Below are 17,695 nucleotides of genomic sequence, written 5' to 3' on the forward strand. Positions count from 1 at the left end.
GCCCCGGACCCCCTCCCCTACGCCGACGACCTCCTGCGCCGCTGGCAGGAGCCGCAGCGCCGCTACCACACGGTCACCCACCTCACCGCGGTCCTCGACCGGATCGACACGCTTCGGGAGCACGCCGACGACCCGGACGTCGTCCGGCTGGCCGCCTGGTTCCACGACGCGGTGTACCTGCCCGACCGCTCCGAGAACGAGGACCGCTCCGCCCGCCTCGCCGAGCGCGCGCTGCCCGAGGCAGGCCTGCCGGAGGCGAAGACCGCCGAGGTGGCCCGCCTGGTCCGGCTCACCGTCTCCCACGACCCGGCCGCCGACGACCACGACGGCCAGGTGCTGTGCGACGCCGACCTCGCGATCCTCGCCGCGCCGCCGTCGGCGTACGCCGCCTACGCGGCGGAGATCCGCGAGGAGTACCACTTCGTCCCGAACGACGCCTTCCGCGAGGGCCGGGCCGCCGTACTGCGCCATCTCCTCGGCCTGTCCCGCCTGTTCCGCACCCCGCACGGGGCGAGGGAGTGGGAGGCGACCGCCCGCTACAACATGCGCGCGGAACTGGAACTGCTGTCGATCTGACCCCCGCGCCCGCCTAGGCTCACGTCATGCGCGCATGGGGCGGGGATCAGGTGGCGGAGGCCGTCGCGAGCAGCGTGGAGCTGCTGCGGACGGTGACGGACAAGGACTGGACCGGCGTGAAGGCCGGCCGACTGGACTGGACCTGCCGGCAGACGGCGGAGCACATGGCGGGCGATCTCCTCGCCTACGCCGGGCAGTTGGCGGGCCGCGCGCAGACGGCGTACGCCCCCTTCGAACTCGGCTTCGACGAGGGCACCGACCAGGCGGGAGTCCTGGACGTCATCGAGACCACCGGCGCCCTGCTCACCGCCACCGTCCGCACCACCCCGCCGCGGGTCCGCGCCTTCCACCCGTACCCCTTCCGCAGCGCGAACCGCGAGGGCTTCGCGGCGATGGGCATCGCCGAGGTCCTCCTGCACACCCATGACATCGCCGAGGGCCTGGGCCTGGCCTACGAACCGCCGGCCGAGCTGTGCGCATCCGTCCTCACCCGGATCTTCCCGCACGTCCGGCCCGGCCCCGAGCCCTGGCCGACGCTGCTGTGGGCGACCGGCCGCGGCGATCTGCCCGGCCGCGCCCCGGTCACCGAATGGCGCTGGAACAACAACCTGGTCCTGCCGACCGAGCGCCTCACCCTCGAAGGCATCACCCCGGCCGCCGCCGCCGACCTGGTCGCGGGCGGCGACGGCGGCTTCGTCTGGCTCGGCGACGCCCCCTTCGAGGGCACCCGGGACGTCGCCGCCGCCCTGCTCAAGGCGTACGACGACGGGGTGCACCGGCCCGAGTTCGGGGCGCTCGTGCTCGTCCGGCGGGAGGACGGCCGGGCCGTCGGCAGCCTGGTCCTCCACGGGATGCCCGACGAGGAGGGCCGCACCGAGATCGGCTACGACCTCGTGGAACCCGCCCGAGGCCACGGCTACGCGACCGAGGCGCTGACCGCCCTCGCGGACTGGGCGCTCGCGCGGGACGACGTACACCTGCTGTACGCGGCGGTGGAGGAGGCGAACTCCCCGTCGCAAGGCGTCCTGACGCGCGCCGGGTTCACACGGGCCGACGTGACGCGGGAGACCCTCCTGGAGGACGAGACGCTACGGCTCTACACGCGCCGGGGGTGACACCCGCCCGCTACGCCCGTCGCCGCCCCTTCGGCCGTCGCAGTCCCGACGCCGTCAGCAGCCGCACCACCTCACGGCTGCTGACCTCCACCGCGCCGGCCGCGACCACGTCCGGGTACCGGTGGGAGGGAATGTCGTAGTGGTCGCGTTCGAACGCGCGCCGGGGCACGCCCAACCCGTCGGCGAAGACGTGCAGTTCGTCGAAGGAGACGTCGCTGACGAGGTGGGACCACATCCGGCCGTGGCCCGGCCAGTCGGGTGGGTCGATGTAGACCGTCACGCGCGCCTCACCGCGAGCCCGCCCCGCCGGACGCCGTCCCCAGTGAGCCGACCGCCGCGACCTTCACACCCGCCTTGTGGCACACCCAGTGCGGGTCGGGCCCCAGTTCGGGCTCGACCTCCAGGGCGTGCGGGTCGCCCGAGCCGCACACCGGGCAGATGGGCCAGCGGCCGTGCCGCTCCAGCAGGGCGTCCTGCACGTCCTGCGCCACCAGTCCGGCCACGAAGCTCACGCCGTCCGGCCACTGCTCGACCCACCAGCGCCGCTGCGTCACGGACTCCTCGACCATGGACACGACGTCCGCCGCGGCCACCTCGCCCGCGGCCAGGTCGGCGATGACGCGGGCACGCGCGGCGTGCAACGCCTGTTCCAGAGCACTGACGGGAGTGGGGGAGGGGGTGCGGGAAGCGTTGTGGGAGGGGTTGTGGGAGGGATCCATGCACCCATTGTGCGCACTCTTGACCGTGACACGAGCCGAAAATACCTTTCATGGGTGCCCCAGGACGTGAAGGAAGTTTTCGGCGGCGCTCTCGCCGCCAAGGTCCGCGCGCTCGCCCCCTCCATGACGCGCTCGATGCAGCGCGTCGCCGAGACCGTCGCGGGGGACCCCGCCGGCTGCGCGGCGCTCACCGTCACGCGCCTCGCGGAACGCACCGGCACCAGCGAGGCCACCGTCGTCCGCACCGCCCGCCTCCTCGGCTACCCCGGCTACCGCGACCTGCGGCTCGCCCTCGCCGGACTCGCGGCCCAGCAGCAGTCCGGCCGCGCGCCCGCCATCACCACCGACATCGCCGTCGACGACCCGATCGCGGACGTCGTCGCCAAGCTCGCCCACGACGAGCGGCAGACCCTCGCCGACACCGCCGCCGGACTCGACACGGTGCAGCTCGGCGCGGCGGTGGCGCGCTGGCCACCGCCCGCAGGACCGACGTCTACGGCGTCGGGGCGTCCGGGCTCGTCGCCCAGGACCTCGTGCAGAAACTGCTGCGGATAGGTCTCATGGCCCACGCCCACAGCGACCCGCACCTCGCGGTGACGAACGCGGTGCAGTTGCGGGCGGGTGACGTGGCCGTCGCGATCACGCACTCCGGGTCGACGCGGGACGTCATCGAACCCCTGCGGGTCGCCTTCGAGCGGGGCGCCACGACCGTGGCCATCACCGGACGGCCGGGCGGCGCGGTCGCGCAGTACGCCGACCAGGTGCTGACGACGTCCACGGCACGGGAGAGCGAGTTGCGGCCGGCGCGATGTCGTCCCGGACCAGCCAGTTGCTCGTGGTGGACTGCCTGTTCGTGGGGGTGGCGCAGCGGACGTACGACACGGCGGCGCCGGCGCTGGCCGCGAGTTACGAGGCGCTGGCTCATCGGCACCGCTAGGCCGTGGGGCTGATTGTTCGCGGACACGTGCGGCGCGCCGCGGTGGCCGGCCACGCCCCACTCGGCGCAGCCGCGTACGAATACAGTCCCGCGCCCCTGAGGTGTGCACGGAACCCGCGGTATGCGCTGAACCCGCGGTATGCACTGAACCCGCGTCGAAAGGGCCGCGTCTCATGACCTCCGCTTCCACTCCGCACGACCTGCGCTCCCAGCTCGAGAGCCTCACCACCGAGGCCTTCCGGCCGGAACTCGCCGAGATCGACCGGCTGCCCACCCTCGACATCGCCCGGCTCATGAACGGGGAGGACGCCGGCGTGGCCGGGGCCGTGGCCGCGCGGTTGCCCGAGATCGCCGGTGCCGTCGACGCGATCGCCGCGCGGATGGGGCGGGGCGGACGGCTGGTGTACGCCGGGGCGGGGACGGCCGGCCGGCTCGGGGTGCTGGACGCGTCCGAGTGTCCGCCGACCTTCAACACGGCCCCGGGCCAGGTCGTCGGGCTCATCGCGGGCGGGCCGCGGGCGATGGTGACCTCCGTCGAGGGTGCCGAGGACTCGCGGGAACTGGCGCGGGCGGACCTGGCCGATCTCGCGCTGACCGCCGAGGACACGGTCGTCGGGATCTCCGCCTCGGGGCGCACGCCGTACGCGATCGGCGCGGTGGAGTACGCGCGTTCGCTGGGTGCGCTGACCGTCGGGCTGGCCTGCAACCCGGGCAGTGCGCTGGCCGGGGCCGCCGAGCACGGCATCGAGGTCGTCGTCGGGCCCGAGCTGCTCACCGGGTCGACCCGGCTGAAGGCGGGCACGGCACAGAAGCTGGTGTTGAACATGCTGTCGACGATCACGATGATCCGGCTGGGCAAGACGTACGGGAACCTGATGGTCGACGTGCGGGCCACGAACGAGAAGCTGCGGGCCCGCTCGCGGCGGATCGTCTCCCTCGCGACCGGCGCGGACGACGAGGAGATCGAGCGGGCCCTCGCGGCCACCGGCGGTGAGGTGAAGGACGCGATCCTCGTGCTGCTCGCCGGGGTGGACGGGCCGTCGGCAGCCCGCCTTCTGGAGGAGTCCGGCGGTCATCTGCGTGCCGCGCTCGCCGCCACGCGCCCCTGAGCCGCACGCTCAGCAGGTGCCTACCGATTCCCGTGCCACCGCCGCCGCGCTGCTGCCCCTGGTCGGCGGCCCCGCGAACGTCCTCTCCGTCGCCCACTGCATGACCCGGCTGAGGCTGGGCCTCGCCGATCCGTCACGGGCGGACGAGGAGGCGCTGCGCGCCGTCCCCGGGGTGCTGGGCCTCGTCGTGGACGGCGGGTCGTACCAGGTGGTGCTCGGGCCGGGGGTCGTGGGGACGGTGACGGCGGCCTTCGAGGAGCTGGTCGGCCGGTCGACGGTGGCGGGTGAACTGGCCGCGCTGGGCGCGGAGTTGAAGGGCGAGCGACAGCGGCGCAATGCCACGCCCGTCAAGACCGCCCTGCGCCGCCTCGCCGCCGTCTTCGTCCCCCTCATCCCCGCCCTGATCGGCTGCGGGATCCTCGCGGGCGTCAACGGGCTGCTGCTGAACGCCGGCCTGCTGCCGTGGCTGACGCCCGCGCTGGCCGCCGTGGCGTCCGGGTTCATGGCGCTGATCGCGGTGTTCGTCGGCGTCAACACGGCGAAGGAGTTCGGCGGCACGCCCGTGCTGGGCGGGGCGGTGGCGGCGATCGTGGTATATCCGGGCGTCGCGAAGGTCACCCCGTTCGGGGTGACCCTCGCCCCCGGCCAGGGCGGGGTCCTCGGCGCACTGGCGGCGGCCCTGCTGGCGACGTACGTGGAGAAGTGGTGCCGGGGCCGGGTCCCGGCGGCCCTCGACGTGCTGCTGACCCCGACCCTGACGGTCCTCGTCGCGGGCCTGGCCACGCTGTACGGCCTGATGTGGGCGGCCGGTGCGGTGTCGACGGCGATCGGCACCGCGGCGGACTGGCTGCTGACCACGACGGGCGCGTTCGCCGGGCTGGTCCTCGGCGGGCTGTTCCTGCCGCTGGTGATGCTGGGCCTGCACCAGGCCCTCATCCCCATCCACACCACGCTCATCGAACAGCAGGGCCACACCGTGCTGCTGCCGATCCTGGCGATGGCGGGCGCGGGCCAGGTCGGCGCGGCCCTCGCGGTCTACGTCCGGCTGCGCCACGACACCTCGCTGCGCACGACGATCAGGTCGGCGCTGCCGGCGGGCCTGCTGGGCGTCGGCGAACCCCTCATCTACGGCGTCTCCCTCCCGCTGGGCCGCCCCTTCCTCACCGCCTGCGTGGGCGGGGCGGCCGGCGGGGCCTTCGTCGGCTTCTTCGCGATGCTCGGCGACCAGGTCGGCGCGACGGCGATCGGGCCGTCCGGCTGGGCCCTGTTCCCCCTGCTGGCCGGCGACCGGGGCTGGGGCACCCTGCTCGCGATCTACGCGGGCGGGCTGCTGACCGGGTACGCGGTCGGCTTCGCCGCGACCTACGTCTTCGGCGTCACCGACCGCGTCATCGCCGCCGCCGGCTCCGGCCGCCCGGCCCCTGACCCGTCCGGTGGCCCGACGCCTGACCCGTCCGGTGGCCCGGCCCATGACCCGTCCGGTGGCCCGACGCCTTCGCGATCCGGATGACGAGCGCGCCGGGTCCTGATCGGCACCTGGCCGCCGTCCGGGAATCCGCTCGCGGGATGGCTCGTCACGGCTCGTACGGGGGGTTGTCGGTGGTGTGTGCGACGGTTGAGTCGGCGGTGTCCGCACCGTCGAACACTCAGGCCGGAGGAAAGCCCGCCGCGGGAACGGAGACGCTCGTCATGAACCATGCCCAGCTCACCCACCTGGGGCGTGCCCTGCGGCTGCTCGGTGAGCACGGGGACGCCCTGACCGCCGACACCCCGGACGCCAGACTCCACGAGGTCAGGTCGGACCTGCGGCGCGCCCTGGAGCTGCTGGAGGAGGGCGCCTCGGCCGCCCCCACCACACGGTGCGCCGAGCACCCCAACGGTCCCGTGGACGAGGCGGCCCCCGACCTGTGCCTGCTGTGCGAGACCCGGCGGCGGGCGGCCCGGCGGGCCGAGTTCGACGGCCCCGCCCCACAGGCACCGCACCCCACCGCCCCCTCCCGCTACGGCACCCGGGGCGACCGCCCGCAGCCCCAGCAGCGCTGGCTGCCGGAACTGTGGACCGGCCAGGAATGGCAGCTGTGCGGCACCCCGAGGCGCGACCGCCACGAGGCGGAGAGATACCTCGCCGCCCTGCGCCGGGGCTCCCGCCCCGCCATGGCCTACCGCCTGGTGCACGAGTTCACCGACTACGAGGTGCTGCGCGTCTGGGGCACCCCGGTGAAGGTCGACATCGAGCCCATGGGCAACGTCTAGGCCAGGCCCTGCCGGGCGGCGACGGCACTGGCGAAGCTGGTGCCCAGGGACCGCATCTGGGTGTTGAGGCTGTTGGCCGAGCCGGTCCGGGAGGGGTCCACCGCGCCCGTGATCGGGGCGGGCAGGGCGCCGTGGGTGAAGCCGATGCCGGCGGCGATCACGCGGGACACCAGGACGAGGTGCCAGACCTCGCTCATGAGCACGATGTCGAGGCCGTAGCCGGCGGCGACGATCAGCGAGCCGATCATCAGGGTGACCTCGGGGCCCTTGGCCTAGGTGATGCCGGCGGAGACCGCGGACACGACCATCACGACCAGACCCTGCGGGGCGAGCACCAGGCCGGCGGTGAGGCGACGACGCCGAGGGCGGCGGAGGTCCAGAGGGGGCGCCCATCAGGGACGACGCGCAGGGGAAAAGAAAACTTCCCTCCTTCCCCCCTGCCCCGACACACAGGAGCCGTCCGCCAGACCGACGGCTCAGCTCATCCCGGCCCAGCCGGCCCCAGCCGCCCGGCCGCCGGTCCCAGCCGGTCTCAGCTGAGGGTCTTCAGCGCCGCCGTGTCGTACGGCTTCAGCTCGTCGAAGCGGCCGGCCAGGATCTTGGCGGCCCACTCCGGGTCCTGGAGCAGCGCGCGGCCGACGGCCACCATGTCGAACTCGTCGCGCTCCAGCCGGTCGAGGAGGTCGTCGAGGTTCCTGACCGCGGAACCCTGGCCCTGGAAGGCCTTGATGAAGTCGCCGTCGAGGCCGACCGAGCCGACGGTGATGGTGGGCCGCCCGGTCAGCTTCTTCGTCCAGCCCGCGAGATTGAGGTCGGAGCCGTCGAACTCCGGGACCCAGTAGCGACGGGTGGAGGCGTGGAAGGCGTCGACACCGGCCGCGGCGAGCGGGGCGAGGATGGCCTCCAGCTCCTCGGGGGTCTCGGCGAGGCGCGCGTCGTAGGCCTCCTGCTTCCACTGCGAGTAGCGGAAGATGACCGGGAACTCCGCGGACACCGTCTGCCGCACGGCGGCGACGATCTCCGCCGCGAACCTGGTACGGGCGACCGCGTCACCGCCGTAGGCGTCGGTGCGGCGGTTGGTGCCCGCCCACAGGAACTGGTCGACGAGGTAGCCGTGGGCGCCGTGGATCTCCACGCCGTCGAAGCCGATGCGCTCCGCGGCCGCGGCGGCCTCGGCGAACGCGCCGATGACGTCGTCCAGGTCGCGCTGGGTCATCACCTTGCCGGTGCCCTCGGTGCCGTCCGGGCGCACGCCGGAGGGGCCGACGGCGGGGGCGTCCGCGACGGGCGGCTCACCCTGGTTGCGCACCATGCCGATGTGCCACAGCTGCGGCACGATCGTCCCGCCGCCCGCGTGCACGGCCTCGGCGACCTTCGCCCACCCGGCCAGCTGCTCCTCGCCGTGGAACCGCGGCACCCGGTCGCTCTGCCCGGCCGAGTCGTGGCCGACGTACGTGCCCTCCGTGACGATGAGACCGACACCGGCGGCGGCGCGCCGGCCGTAGTACGACGCCACGTTCTCACCGGGGATGCCGCCGGGCGAGAACATGCGGGTCATGGGCGCCATGGCGATGCGGTTGGGGACGGTCAGGCCGTTGAGGGAGACGGGACGCGCGAGGATCTCGGCGGCGCGGGAGGCGGCGGGGGTGGCAGTCACGACAGGGGCTCCTCGGGGACGCGGTGGGCATCGAGCGATGGGACATTCCGGACGGTATGTGCACATGCAAGAACCGCCCTCTCCCGTCAACCGCACACCCCGCCCCGGCCATTCCGCGCCTCCCCCACAACCGCTGTGATCCGGGCCACCCCGGCCCGGCGGCCACTACGCGCACCGCAGGCACCGGGGCCGGGAGAACGACCGAGGGCGGCACCCCCCGCCTCAGCAGGGAGTGCCGCCCTCGGTGGAAAACCGAGCTTGATCAGCGATCAGGCTCAGAAGTCCATGTCACCGCCCGGCATGCCGCCGCCGGCCGGGGCAGCGCCCGCCTTCTCCGGCTTGTCAGCGATGACGGCCTCGGTGGTGAGGAACAGCGCGGCGATCGACGCGGCGTTCTGCAGCGCGGAGCGCGTCACCTTCGCCGGGTCGATGATGCCCTCGGCGATCATGTCGACGTACTCACCGGTCGCGGCGTTCAGGCCGTGGCCGACGGGCAGGTTGCGCACCTTCTCGACGATGACGCCACCCTCGAGACCACCGTTGACGGCGATCTGCTTGAGCGGGGCCTCCAGGGCGAGCTTCACGGCGTTGGCGCCGGTCGCCTCGTCACCCTCGAGGTCGAGCTTCTCGAAGACCGAGGTGGCCTGGAGCAGGGCCACGCCACCACCGGCGACGATGCCCTCCTCGACGGCCGCCTTCGCGTTGCGAACGGCGTCCTCGATGCGGTGCTTGCGCTCCTTGAGCTCCACCTCGGTGGCGGCGCCGGCCTTGATGACGGCCACGCCGCCGGCCAGCTTCGCCAGACGCTCCTGGAGCTTCTCGCGGTCGTAGTCCGAGTCGCTGTTCTCGATCTCGGCGCGGATCTGGTTGACCCGGCCCGCGACCTGCTCCGAGGAGCCGGACCCGTCGACGATGGTGGTCTCGTCCTTGGTGATGACGACCTTGCGGGCCTTGCCGAGCAGGTCCAGGGAGGTGTTCTCGAGCTTGAGACCGACCTCCTCGGAGATGACCTCGCCACCGGTGAGGATGGCGATGTCGTTCAGCATCGCCTTGCGGCGGTCGCCGAAGCCCGGGGCCTTGACCGCGACGGACTTGAAGGTGCCGCGGATCTTGTTGACGACCAGGGTCGACAGGGCCTCGCCCTCGACGTCCTCGGCGATGATCAGCAGCGGCTTGCCCGACTGCATGACCTTCTCCAGGAGCGGGAGCAGGTCCTTGACGTTGGCGATCTTGGAGTTCGCGATCAGGATGTACGGGTCGTCGAGGACGGCCTCCATACGCTCCATGTCGGTCGCGAAGTACGCCGAGATGTAGCCCTTGTCGAAGCGCATACCCTCGGTCAGCTCGAGTTCGAGACCGAAGGTCTGCGACTCCTCGACGGTGATGACGCCTTCCTTGCCGACCTTGTCCATGGCCTCGGCGATGAGCTCGCCGATCTGGGTGTCGGCGGCGGAGATGGAGGCCGTCGAAGCGATCTGCTCCTTGGTCTCGACATCCTTCGCCTGCTCGAGGAGGGCGCCGGAGACGGCCTCGACGGCCTTCTCGATGCCGCGCTTCAGAGCCATCGGGTTGGCGCCGGCCGCCACGTTGCGCAGGCCCTCGCGGACCAGCGCCTGGGCGAGGACGGTCGCGGTGGTCGTACCGTCACCGGCGACGTCGTCCGTCTTCTTGGCGACTTCCTTGACCAGCTCGGCGCCGATCTTCTCGTACGGGTCCTCGAGCTCGATCTCCTTGGCGATGGAGACACCATCGTTGGTGATCGTGGGGGCGCCCCACTTCTTCTCGAGGACGACGTTGCGGCCCTTGGGGCCGAGCGTCACCTTCACGGCGTCCGCGAGCTGGTTCATGCCGCGCTCGAGGCCGCGCCGCGCCTCCTCGTCGAACGCGATGATCTTGGCCATGTGAAGTGGTCCCTCCAGGACTGGGGGTGATTCCTTCGGACCGCGCCCGCGCCCGCGACGGACGGCTCGCCTGCCCTGTGGTTCCTTGCCCCACCTGGCCTGCGGGCCTCACCGACCCGGTCCTTCGTTGTCACTCTCACCATCAGAGTGCTAACGCCAATGATTAGCACTCGACCCGTCCGAGTGCAAGGTGCGCCCGCGCAGCGGGCTCGTCGAGGCGTGGTGGTCGGGCGACGGGCGGGCGCGGGCCGATCCGCAGGATCCGCAGGTGAACGCAGGGCCACGCGGGCCGAGCGGGCCGCGCGAGGCACCACGGGTGACGGAGGAAGACGGCGGACGACTCCGAACGACTGCGGACGACGGAGGACGACGGAGGACGACGGAAGACGACGGAGGACGACTCCGAACGACTGCGGACGACTGCGGACGACTGCGGACATGGCGAAGGGCCCGCACCCAGGAGGTGCGAGCCCTTCGCGGACAGAACAGAAGAACGTCGCTGCAAGTCGGCGCGTGCTTCAGCCGGTCGCGAGCCGGACCATGTCCGCCTGCGGCCCCTTCTGACCCTGCGAGATCTCGAAATCGACCCGCTGGCCCTCTTCCAGGGTGCGGTATCCGTCCATCTGGATCGCGCTGTAGTGGACGAAAACATCCGCACCACCGTCGACCGCGATGAAGCCGTACCCCTTCTCCGCGTTGAACCACTTGACGGTGCCCTGAGCCATGCCTAACTCCCCTATTACTGGCCCTTGCACAGACCCGCACTTCGCGGATCCGGGTCAGACCTCACCCCCCAAGTTCGTTGGGGGCGTGCGCCGGAACGCGTCGACCGCGGCCGAATGTATCTGTCCAACTGCCGTCTGCAACAGGTCAATCGGACGAGAATTCTGGACGCGAACGGTCCGGAGAAGAGTGAGGATTCACCCGAGTTCAGGGCAAGTCGGGCCCCACAAAGGGAATGAAAGGCGCAAAACACATGCACACTTTGGCTACTTCTCATCGCCCGCAACGGCGGAACTCATATGCGGCCGGCATGCAATGGGCGACGCGTTCCCCAACTGTACCGCGCTCAACCACACTGAATTGCCCCCTCCGCTTCTCTCACGGAGGGGGCAATTATCCATTAGCGGCTCCGCCGCGGGGATGAACTCTCGGTAATTACCGTTACCGACGGTTACTACCGGCGGGTACTGAACACCGGTCAGCCTCCGGCCACGGCCGGGATGATGGAGACGCCGGCGCCGTCGGGGGTCGCCGTCTCCAGCCCCTTCTCGAAGCGGACGTCGTCGTCGTTGACGTACACGTTGACGAACCGGCGCAGCTTGCCCTGGTCGTCGAGAACGCGCGCGGCGATGCCCGTGTGGTTCTTCTCCAGGTCGGCGATGATCTCGCCGAGGGTCGTGCCCTCGGCCGGGACCTCGGCCTTGCCACCGGTGTAGGTGCGCAGGATGGTCGGGATGCGGACGGTCACGCTCATGCGAGGCCAGCCTCTCGGAAGGAGTCCAGGTTCGGACGGATGGTGGCGGTGAGGCCGGTACCGGCCACCGCGTCGAGGGTCTTGAGGCCGTCCCCGGTGTTGAGCACGACCGTGGTCTTCGTCGGGTCGAGGAGACCGTTCTCGATCAGCTTCCTCGTCACACCCACCGTCACGCCACCGGCGGTCTCCGCGAAGATGCCCTCGGTCCGCGCCAGCAGCTTGATCGCGTCGACCACCTGCTCGTCGTTCACGTCCTCCACCGCCCCACCGGTACGGCGCGCGATGTCCAGGACGTACGGCCCGTCCGCAGGGTTGCCGATGGCGAGGGACTTGGCGATGGTGTTCGGCTTCTGCGGCCGGACGACCTCGTGGCCGGCCTTGTAGGCGACGGACACCGGCGAGCAGCCCTCGGCCTGCGCACCGAAGATCTTGTACGGCCTGTCCTCGACGAGACCGAGCTTGATCAGCTCCTGGAGCCCCTTGTCGATCTTCGTGAGCTGCGAGCCGGAGGCGATCGGCACGACGAGCTGGTCGGGCAGCCGCCAGCCGAGCTGCTCGCAGATCTCGTACGCCAGCGTCTTTGAGCCCTCTGCGTAGTACGGCCGCAGGTTGACGTTGACGAAGCCCCAGCCCTCGCCGGCCGGGTCGCCGATCAGCTCGGAGCAGAAGCGGTTCACGTCGTCGTAGTTGCCCTCGATGCCGACGAGTTCGCCGCCGTAGATCGCGGCCATGACGATCTTGCCCTGCTCCAGGTCGTGCGGGATGAACACGCAGGAGCGGAAGCCGGCGCGGGCGGCCGCGGCGCCGACGGCACCGGCCAGGTTGCCCGTGGACGAGCAGGAGAGGGTCGTGAAGCCGAAGGCGCGCGCGGCCTCGATGGCCTGGGCGACGACGCGGTCCTTGAAGGAGTGCGTCGGGTTGCCGGAGTCGTCCTTGACGAACAGCTTGCCGGGGTCGACGCCCAGCTCACGGGCCAGGTTGTCGGCCTGGACGAGCTTGGTCCAGCCGGGGTTGATGTTCGGCTTCTCCGCCACGTCGGCCGGGACGGGCAGCAGCGGCGCATAGCGCCAGATGTTCGCGGGGCCCGCCTCGATGCGCTTGCGCAGCTCCTCGGTGTCGTAGGCCGAGAAGTCGTAGGCGATCTCGAGCGGGCCGAAACACTCTTCGCAGGCGAAGACCGGGCCGAGCGGCACGCGGTGTCCGCACTCGCGGCAGGAGAGCGCCGCGGCGGGACCGAGGTCGACGGAGTCTGTGGTGCTTGCAACTGTCTGCGCAGCCATGTGAGGCGAGGCCCTTCCTCATCTTCCTCACGACGCATCTCGCCGTGAGACGGATTTGGCACCTTCCCTAGCCGGGAGCCTCGCCACAACGACGTGACAAGACCGGCTGGAGGGTTGCCGGGGCTTCATCGGGCCGTATCCCTCTGCCCCTCTGGATGAGCGGTATGAAGTTGTCAGTGGTGGAACAGCGGCGACCTCGGACATGCGATGGTCATCCGCGTTGTTCAAGACTGTAACCGAAGGCCAGGACAGTTGAGATAGACGTCCGAACCGCGAGATGGATCACACCGTCACCCCCCGTGCACCTGGTGTGATCACGACAGTGAGGAGCCGCAGACCGTGCTGAAAGAAGCTGAAGCCTGGCTGGCCACCCGCTCCTGGTCCGTGACCGACCGCCCGTTGCACCGCATCCTGGCCGCGAAACGTGCCTCGGGTCAGACGGTCTCCGTGGTGCTGCCCGCCCTGAACGAACAGGAGACGGTCGGTGACATCGTCGCGGTCATCCGCCACGACCTGATGCAGCAGGTCCCGCTGGTCGACGAGATCGTCGTCGTCGACTCGGGCTCCACGGACCGTACGTCCGAGGTCGCCGCGGCGGCCGGGGCACGGGTCGTGCACCGCGACGACATCCTCCCCCGGATACCGGCCGTGCCCGGCAAGGGCGAGGTGCTGTGGCGGTCGTTGCTCGTCACGACCGGGGACATCGTCTGTTTCATCGACGCCGACCTCAAGGAGTTCTCCTCCGACTTCGTCTCCGGCATCGTGGGCCCGCTGCTCACCGACCCCGGGGTGGATCTGGTCAAGGCCATGTACGACCGCCCGCTGGGCGCCGAGGCGAACTCGTTCGCCTCCGGCAGGACCGCGGGCCAGGGCGGCCGGGTCACCGAACTCATGGCCCGCCCGCTGCTCAACATGCACTGGCCGCAGCTGGCCGGCTTCGTGCAGCCGCTCGGCGGCGAGTACGCGGCCCGGCGCAGCCTGCTGGAACAGCTCCCGTTCCCCGTCGGCTACGGCGTGGAGCTGGGCATGCTGGTCGACGCCCTGCACCTGGTGGGCCTGGACGCCCTCGCCCAGGTCGACGTCGGGGTGCGCAAGCACCGCCACCAGGACGGGCAGGCGCTCGGCCGGATGGCGGCGGCGATCTACCGCACCGCGCAGCTCCGGCTGGCCCGCGGGCACATGATCCGCCCCGTCCTCACCCAGTTCGAGCGGAGCACGGACGGCTTCGAGCCGCGCACCTACTCCGTGGACACCGAGGAACGTCCGCCGATGGCGGAGATCGCGGAGTACGCGGAACGCAAGGTCGCGTAGCGGGCGGGCCGTGCGCGGCGCCGCGTGCCGGCACACCGCGTGGGGCGGCGCGCAACACGGTCCGGGCGCCGTATACGGCCGGATATGACCCGGCCACGGACCGCATCCGTACGTTTGAGCGTTTCCGGACCGGGCTAGGTTGTGGCGTATGTCTTCCACGCGTGATGCTGCTGCTCAGGGTGCTCAGGTGCTGGTCGCGTCCAACCGCGGCCCGGTCTCCTACGAGGTGCGCGAGGACGGTTCGCTGCACGCCAAGCGGGGCGGCGGCGGACTGGTCTCGGGCCTGTCGGCGATCGGTCCGGACGCGGACGCCCTGTGGGTGTGCTCGGCGCTGACCGACGGCGACCGCGAGGCGGTGCGGCGCGGGGTCGGCGAGGACGGCGTCCGGATGCTCGACATCCCGGCCGACGTGCACGCCGACGCGTACAACGGCGTCGCCAACTCCGTGCTCTGGTTCATCCACCACCTGCTGTACCAGACCCCGCTGGAGCCGGTCTTCGACGCGGAGTTCCGGCGCCAGTGGGCGTCGTACGAGACCTACAACCACGCGTTCGCGGAGGCGCTGGCCGAGGAGGCGGCGGAGGGCGCGGCGGTCCTCGTGCAGGACTACCACCTGTGTCTGGTCCCCGGCATGCTCCGCGAGCTGCGCCCCGACCTGCGCATCGGCCACTTCTCGCACACGCCGTGGGCGCCGGTGGACTACTTCGCGCTGCTCCCCACGGACATCCGCGCGCAACTGCTGCGCGGCATGCTCGGCGCGGATCGGCTCGGCTTCCTGACCAGGCGCTGGGCGGACGCGTTCACCGCCTGCTGCACGGAGTTCGTGGGCGGCCTGGGCAGCACCGAGATCGGCGTCCACGGCCTCGGCGCCGACGCCGACTTCCTGCGCGCCCGCTCCCACGAGTCCGACGTCGAGGAGCGCATCGCCGCCCTCCGCGAGGAGATCGGCGAGGGCCGCAGAACCATCGTGCGCGTCGACCGGACCGAGCTGTCGAAGAATATCGTGCGCGGTCTGCTCGCCTACCGGCAGCTCCTCGACGACCGCCCCGAGTGGCGCGAACGCGTCGTCCACGTGGCGTTCGCCTACCCCTCCCGCCAGGACCTCGCCGTCTACCGCGACTACACGGCCGAGGTGCAGCGCGTCGCGGGGGAGATCAACGAGCGGTACGGCACACCCGGCTGGACCCCGGTCGTCCTGCACGTCAAGGACGACTTCGCCCGCTCCCTGGCCGCGTACCGCCTCGCCGACGTGGCCCTGGTCAACCCCGTCCGGGACGGCATGAACCTGGTCGCCAAGGAGGTCCCGGTCGTCTCCGACCAGGGCTGCGCGCTGGTGCTGTCTCGGGAGGCCGGGGCGTACTGGGAGCTGGGCGAGGACGCCATCGTGGTCAACCCCTACGACGTCCTGGAGACCGCCCGCGCCCTCCACGAGGCGCTCACCATGGCACCGGAGGAGCGGGCGGCGCGCGCCAAGAGGCTCACGGAGGCCGCGACCGCGCTGCCCCCGGCCCGGTGGTTCCTGGAGCAGCTACAGGCCCTCCAGGCCCTCCGGTGAAACTGACCGACGAGCCCCCGCAGCCCCCACCACCCCACGTGCGGGCACCCCAGATCCCCGGCGCGACTGACCGAGGAGCGCCCACAGGCCATGCAAACCCGCCGGCCGTTCTCCACGGAGGACGCGTCGGCTTCTCCCCACCGCCACCACCAGCCGACCCTCAGGGCCCCGGCCCAACTGACCGACGGGCGCCCACAGGTCACCCAATCCCGCCGGGACCCCTGCCACCCCCAGCCGAGACCCCAGGCCCCCAACCCAACGAACCCGGCGGTCCGACACCACCTGCCCACACCACCGGCCCAACTGGCCAGCGAGCGCCCACAAACCCCACCACCCCCGACGGGACCGGCCGACCCGCGGCTCAGCAAGAACCCGGCGCATCACGACGAGCCCGCGCACGCCAAGGGCAAGACCGGCATCCCCGCCGGACCGTCAACGCCAGCCATCCCACCGCATACCCGTCACCCCAGCCGACCCGACAGCGCCCGCAACAGCCCTACGACCCCCGCGGGACCGTCGACGACCAGGTCCGCGCGGGCCGACAGCTCGGTCACCTCGGAGCTGCCGCTGGCCACCAGCAGACCGGGTACGCCGTCGGAGCGGAGCTTCTCCACGGCGGCGAAGGCGGGCAGGTCACCGAGGTCGTCACCGGCGTAGAGCACCGCCTCGGCGCCGATCTCACGGACGTACTCCGTCAGGGCCACGCCCTTGTCCACGCCGGGCGGCCGCAGCTCCAGCACCATCCGGCCCGGCTCGACGATCAGCCCGTGCCGGGATGCGAGGTCGGCGAGCGGCCGGCGCAGCGCCTCGAACGCGGCCTGCGGGTCCGCCGCCCGGCGCGTGTGCACGGCGACGGCCCGCCCCTTCTCCTCGACCCAGGTCCCCGGCCCCGCCCCGGCAGCCTCCAGCACGGCGGGCAGTTCCGCCCGTACGGCCGCGACACCCGGGTGCGGGGCGGGCGCGGAAACGGTCCCGGTGCGGGCGTCCCACCGCTCGGCCCCGTAATGCCCGAGCACTGCGAGCCGCTCCAGCCCCGCCACCCCGGCGAAGCCCCCGTTCCGCACGGCCACCGCGGCGGGCCGGCCGGTCACCACGGCGACGGAGGCCACCTTCGGCGCCAGCCGCGCAAGCACGGGCAGAGCATCCGGATGCGCCCGGGCGTCCTCCGGATTCTCCACGATCGGCGCGAGCGTCCCGTCGAAGTCGAGCCCGACGAGGGTGCCGCCCGGCTTGGCCAGGATCGCGGCGAGCGCCTCGCGGCCGTGGGGGGGTGGTGGGGGTGGGGGAGGTGAGGGTCCGTGGGGTGCGTCTCGTAGGTGCCCATACCGCTGACCATAGCCAACGCCGGTACCTGTCGGCCCGGCCGGCCGCACCCGGCCCATCCGGGGGGGGCACCCCCTCCGGGGGAGTTCGAGGACGAGGCCCCTTAAGGGCCGACAGCGGGGCTCTGGGGGCGCAGCCCCCGGGACGGCACCCCTACCGACCCGCACAACGACCCGCACAACGACCCCGCAGACTCACCGCTCCGCCCGGCGGGCCTCCCGCACGCGTCGCAGCCGATTGACCGTCACCGGATCATGCGCCAACGCCCTCGCGTCATCCAGCAGCGCGTTCAGCAGCTGGTAGTACCGCACGGGCGACAGATCCAGCTCCTCCCGGATCGCCCGTTCCTTCGCACCGGGCCCCGAGAACCCGCGCCGCTCGAGGGCGAGGATGTCCCGCTCCCTCGCCCCGAGCCCGTCTTCATCCGCTGCCCGTTCCATGCCCCGCACGCTAACGCAACGGCACGCGACCCGGCTCGAGCC

At 71.9% G+C, this 17,695-nt stretch carries 16 protein-coding genes, 2 pseudogenes and 1 riboswitch; of the genes and pseudogenes, 8 read left to right on the forward strand and 10 right to left on the reverse strand.

The features are described from left to right. Together BM536_RS15805 and BM536_RS15810 are read left to right on the forward strand one after the other, a co-directional pair. Positions 1–576 (forward strand): HD domain-containing protein (locus tag BM536_RS15805; protein WP_094103054.1); only part of this gene is annotated, 576 nt, incomplete at its 5' end. A gap of 26 nt (positions 577–602) precedes the next feature. Further along, positions 603–1,691 carry a GNAT family N-acetyltransferase gene (locus tag BM536_RS15810; protein WP_073497741.1) on the forward strand — a complete coding sequence of 363 codons (1,089 nt, stop codon included), beginning with the start codon at positions 603–605 and terminating at the stop codon, positions 1,689–1,691. Between the two features lie 10 nt (positions 1,692–1,701). On the opposite strand, the gene BM536_RS15815 is transcribed toward BM536_RS15810, so the two are convergent. Both BM536_RS15815 and BM536_RS15820 read right to left on the reverse strand, forming a co-directional pair. After that, positions 1,702–1,971: a DUF4031 domain-containing protein gene (locus BM536_RS15815; protein ID WP_073497739.1), complete on the reverse strand. Its 270-nt coding sequence runs from the start codon at positions 1,969–1,971 to the stop codon at positions 1,702–1,704. 7 nt (positions 1,972–1,978) lie between these two features. Then, a complete protein-coding gene (locus BM536_RS15820) occupies positions 1,979–2,410 on the reverse strand; it encodes a hypothetical protein (protein ID WP_073497737.1) in 432 nt (143 codons plus the stop codon). A gap of 54 nt (positions 2,411–2,464) precedes the next feature. Between BM536_RS15820 and BM536_RS15825 the strand changes: the two are divergent. From BM536_RS15825 to BM536_RS15840, 4 genes and pseudogenes are all read left to right on the forward strand, one after another. Continuing rightward, a pseudogene (locus tag BM536_RS15825) lies at positions 2,465–3,347 on the forward strand (MurR/RpiR family transcriptional regulator). A gap of 173 nt (positions 3,348–3,520) precedes the next feature. After that, a complete protein-coding gene (gene murQ / locus BM536_RS15830) occupies positions 3,521–4,456 on the forward strand; it encodes an N-acetylmuramic acid 6-phosphate etherase (protein WP_094103055.1) in 936 nt (311 codons plus the stop codon). Between the two features lie 16 nt (positions 4,457–4,472). Continuing rightward, positions 4,473–5,966, forward strand: coding sequence for a PTS transporter subunit EIIC (locus BM536_RS15835; protein WP_094103133.1), 1,494 nt, complete (start codon positions 4,473–4,475; stop codon positions 5,964–5,966). Positions 5,967–6,145: 179 nt separating this feature from the next. Continuing rightward, positions 6,146–6,709, forward strand: a complete 564-nt coding sequence (locus BM536_RS15840; protein ID WP_094103056.1) for a hypothetical protein — start codon at positions 6,146–6,148, stop codon at positions 6,707–6,709. A 17-nt stretch (positions 6,710–6,726) separates the two neighbouring features. Here BM536_RS15840 and BM536_RS15845 read toward each other — a convergent pair. The 6 genes and pseudogenes from BM536_RS15845 to thrC form a co-directional block, all read right to left on the reverse strand. Next, positions 6,727–7,059: pseudogene (locus tag BM536_RS15845) on the reverse strand (MFS transporter); the annotation flags it as partial. A 182-nt stretch (positions 7,060–7,241) separates the two neighbouring features. Beyond that, positions 7,242–8,366 carry an NADH:flavin oxidoreductase gene (locus BM536_RS15850; protein WP_211362880.1) on the reverse strand — a complete coding sequence of 375 codons (1,125 nt, stop codon included), beginning with the start codon at positions 8,364–8,366 and terminating at the stop codon, positions 7,242–7,244. Between the two features lie 275 nt (positions 8,367–8,641). Next, positions 8,642–10,267, reverse strand: coding sequence for a chaperonin GroEL (groL, locus tag BM536_RS15855; RefSeq protein ID WP_073497735.1), 1,626 nt, complete (start codon positions 10,265–10,267; stop codon positions 8,642–8,644). A gap of 518 nt (positions 10,268–10,785) precedes the next feature. Continuing rightward, positions 10,786–10,992 (reverse strand): cold-shock protein, encoded by a 207-nt coding sequence (locus tag BM536_RS15860; RefSeq protein ID WP_007493268.1) that lies wholly within the window; start codon positions 10,990–10,992, stop codon positions 10,786–10,788. A gap of 476 nt (positions 10,993–11,468) precedes the next feature. Next, positions 11,469–11,744 (reverse strand): MoaD/ThiS family protein, encoded by a 276-nt coding sequence (locus BM536_RS15865; protein ID WP_073497733.1) that lies wholly within the window; start codon positions 11,742–11,744, stop codon positions 11,469–11,471. Further along, entirely contained in the window at positions 11,741–13,024 is a 1,284-nt protein-coding gene (thrC, locus tag BM536_RS15870) for a threonine synthase (protein ID WP_073497731.1), read from the reverse strand. Before thrC ends, BM536_RS15865 begins: the two co-directional genes overlap by 4 nt. Positions 13,025–13,039: 15 nt before the next feature. Beyond that, a riboswitch (SAM riboswitch) is annotated at positions 13,040–13,186 on the reverse strand. A 177-nt stretch (positions 13,187–13,363) separates the two neighbouring features. Here thrC and BM536_RS15875 point away from each other — a divergent pair. After that, positions 13,364–14,335: a glucosyl-3-phosphoglycerate synthase gene (locus tag BM536_RS15875; RefSeq protein ID WP_073497729.1), complete on the forward strand. Its 972-nt coding sequence runs from the start codon at positions 13,364–13,366 to the stop codon at positions 14,333–14,335. A 148-nt stretch (positions 14,336–14,483) separates the two neighbouring features. After that, complete coding sequence (locus BM536_RS15880) at positions 14,484–15,890, forward strand: alpha,alpha-trehalose-phosphate synthase (UDP-forming) (protein ID WP_094103057.1); 1,407 nt, start codon at positions 14,484–14,486, stop codon at positions 15,888–15,890. A 461-nt stretch (positions 15,891–16,351) separates the two neighbouring features. Here BM536_RS15880 and otsB read toward each other — a convergent pair whose 3' ends face one another. Both otsB and BM536_RS15890 read right to left on the reverse strand, forming a co-directional pair. Further along, a complete protein-coding gene (gene otsB, locus BM536_RS15885; protein WP_094103058.1) occupies positions 16,352–17,272 on the reverse strand; it encodes a trehalose-phosphatase in 921 nt (306 codons plus the stop codon). Positions 17,273–17,407: 135 nt separating this feature from the next. Further along, complete coding sequence (locus BM536_RS15890; RefSeq protein WP_073492134.1) at positions 17,408–17,653, reverse strand: DUF3263 domain-containing protein; 246 nt, start codon at positions 17,651–17,653, stop codon at positions 17,408–17,410. Positions 17,654–17,695: the final 42 nt, after the last annotated feature.

Source organism: Streptomyces phaeoluteigriseus, assembly GCF_001896135.2.
Taxonomy (GTDB): Bacteria; Actinomycetota; Actinomycetes; order Streptomycetales; family Streptomycetaceae; genus Streptomyces; species Streptomyces phaeoluteigriseus.

Excerpts from the sequence above, each read along its gene's own strand:
- BM536_RS15810 (WP_073497741.1), top strand. The coding sequence starts at position 603 with ATGCGCGCATGGGGCGGGGATCAGGTGGCGGAGGCCGTCGCGAGCAGC.
- BM536_RS15820 (WP_073497737.1), bottom strand. The coding sequence starts at position 2,410 with ATGGATCCCTCCCACAACCCCTCCCACAACGCTTCCCGCACCCCCTCC.
- murQ (WP_094103055.1), top strand. The coding sequence starts at position 3,521 with ATGACCTCCGCTTCCACTCCGCACGACCTGCGCTCCCAGCTCGAGAGC.
- BM536_RS15840 (WP_094103056.1), top strand. The coding sequence starts at position 6,146 with ATGAACCATGCCCAGCTCACCCACCTGGGGCGTGCCCTGCGGCTGCTC.
- groL (WP_073497735.1), bottom strand. The coding sequence starts at position 10,267 with ATGGCCAAGATCATCGCGTTCGACGAGGAGGCGCGGCGCGGCCTCGAG.
- BM536_RS15860 (WP_007493268.1), bottom strand. The coding sequence starts at position 10,992 with ATGGCTCAGGGCACCGTCAAGTGGTTCAACGCGGAGAAGGGGTACGGC.
- BM536_RS15865 (WP_073497733.1), bottom strand. The coding sequence starts at position 11,744 with ATGAGCGTGACCGTCCGCATCCCGACCATCCTGCGCACCTACACCGGT.
- thrC (WP_073497731.1), bottom strand. The coding sequence starts at position 13,024 with ATGGCTGCGCAGACAGTTGCAAGCACCACAGACTCCGTCGACCTCGGT.
- BM536_RS15880 (WP_094103057.1), top strand. The coding sequence starts at position 14,484 with ATGTCTTCCACGCGTGATGCTGCTGCTCAGGGTGCTCAGGTGCTGGTC.
- otsB (WP_094103058.1), bottom strand. The coding sequence starts at position 17,272 with ATGGGCCGGGTGCGGCCGGCCGGGCCGACAGGTACCGGCGTTGGCTAT.
- BM536_RS15890 (WP_073492134.1), bottom strand. The coding sequence starts at position 17,653 with ATGGAACGGGCAGCGGATGAAGACGGGCTCGGGGCGAGGGAGCGGGAC.